Consider the following 2,060-nt stretch of genomic DNA (forward strand, 5'->3'; position numbering starts at 1 on the left):
CGTCGCCCTCGTCCCGGGCCAGGGCGGCGGCCTTCGCCGGGAGGGCGGCGGCGGGCCGGTCGAAGCGCGGCAGCCACTGGGCGCCGAGGAGGATGTGACGGGCGGCGATGAGCACACCGTGCCAGTCGGCGCGGGCCGGGGCGTCGCTGCCGGGCTCGCTGCGGAACTGGGCGTACGCCGACTCGGCCAGCCGCAGCCGGTGCAGGGCGGCGGCGGTGGGCGGGGCCGCGACCGAGCCCGGGGGGACGGCGGCGAGCAGGCCCACCGAGCCCCTGATCAGCGGGCCGCACTCGGCAAGGAGCGCGGCCATGGTTCTGCGCACCTCGGCGCGCGCCCCGGCCGGCCAGGCGCACATCGCGCAGAGCAGACCGATGGCGCTGCCGGTGGCCACGTCCACGATGCGTGCCTCGGCCAGCCGCCAGGAGGCCGGGGCGATCTGCGCGAACGCGGTGGCCACCACGAGGGTGAACAGGCCCTGCGCCCAGGCGACGCCGAGCAGCGGCCCGAGCGCGAACGCCAGCAGCATGGCGGGCGCGAGGAGCGCGGCGTACGCCCCGGTGTGCCGGCCCAGACCGGTGAGCAGCGCGCCGGCGGCGAGCGCGCCGAGGAGGTTGCCGGTGACGGCACGGCGCACGGCCGCCCAGGCCGCACCGACGGTGGTGCGGGCGAGCGTCAGCACGGCGAGCAGCACCCAGAAGCCGTGGGTCAGATCGAGCGATCCGGCCACCAGCCGGGCGGCGGCGAGCGCGGCGGCGACCCGTACGGCGTTCTGGCACTGCACCGAGCGCGGCGTCAGATTGCCGGCGATCCGGCGCAGCCACAGCCGGGACGCGGGGGCGTGCGCGTACCAGAACAGCTCGCGCGGCTCGATCGGCGCCGTGCGCCGCCCGTCGAGCGCGACGCCTACGGAGACCTCCAGGGCCCGCACCGATTCCGCGACGGCGAGCAGCGCCGCCTGCCGGCGCAGGACGGCGGCGGGCGGGACCGCGTCGGCGGGGCCTGCCGCCTGCCGTGCGCGCAGCCGCTGGAACTCGTCGACGGCCTCGTCGGTGCGCTGGGGGCCCGGGGCGGCCCGCCCGGTGCGCAGGGCGGCGGCGGTCTCGTCGAGCAGCCGCACCACCCGCGGCAGCAGCGACCTCAGCGCGGTGTCCGCGCGGTCCCGGCCGGGGCGGCCGTCCCGGGTACCGCCCCCGGCGCCGTCCCGGACGAGTCCGCGCAGTTCGCCGGCCTCGCTCAGATGGGCCAGCTGTTCGAGCAGCCGGCGGGCGGCGGAACCGGCCTGGGCCAGGGCGCGGGCCGCGCGGCCGGGTCCGGCGGGGCGTTCGGCGGGCGGGACGGCGGACAGCCGCAGCCCCGCGCCGGTCTCCCGCAGCCGCCGCGGTGAGAGGCCGCCGCGGCCGGTGAGGGTGTCGCGGGCCGCGGTCAGGGCGGCGGCGAGCCGGACCCGGTACGCCGGGTCGGGCGGCTGCGGCAGGACGAGCAGTTCGCACAGCACGAGTGCCAGCACGCCGAAGGTGAGCCCGGCCAGCCGCAGGCCCAGGGTCTGCGGCGCGTACGGCGGGAAGCAGGCCAGGATGTAGAAGAGCTGGAGGCCGGGGGCGGCCCCGGCGGGGCGGGGTCCCGCGACCGCCGCGAAAGCGAGGACGAAGCCGACCGCGAGCATGCCGAGCACCGCCGCCCAGGTCGTGACCGCGAGCGCGGTCCCGAGGGCCACCAGCGCGAGTGCGACGGGCAGCGCCTTCAGCATGACCTCGGCCCGCTGACGCCCGGAGCCGGGGATCGGGGACAGCAGGCCCAGCGAGATCGGGCCGAACAGGGCGTAGAGCGCGAGCACCGGTTCGCCGAGCCCGTGGACGAAGGGGTAGAAGCCCGCGGCGGCGGCGAGGGTCACCCGCACCGACCGGTGCAGGACGCGCGACCGCTCCGCCCCACCCGTCACCGCGGGCGCCCCGCGCGCGGGGCAGGTGCAGCCTCAGCGCCCATGAGCAGGTTCCTCTCGGCCCGCCGGCGGTGGCGTGGGGAAAACGGGCCACGACACCCAGGGCCCCATTGTCGGCCGC

1 protein-coding gene is annotated in these 2,060 nt (G+C 78.8%); it reads right to left on the reverse strand.

Going from position 1 to position 2,060, the window contains the following annotated elements:
* Positions 1 to 1,939 (reverse strand): FUSC family protein (locus tag SZN_RS36820; protein WP_043735376.1); only part of this gene is annotated, 1,939 nt, incomplete at its 3' end.
* Positions 1,940 to 2,060: the final 121 nt, after the last annotated feature.

Origin of the sequence: Streptomyces zinciresistens K42 (genome assembly GCF_000225525.1) — a bacterium.
Taxonomy (GTDB): Bacteria; Actinomycetota; Actinomycetes; order Streptomycetales; family Streptomycetaceae; genus Streptomyces; species Streptomyces zinciresistens.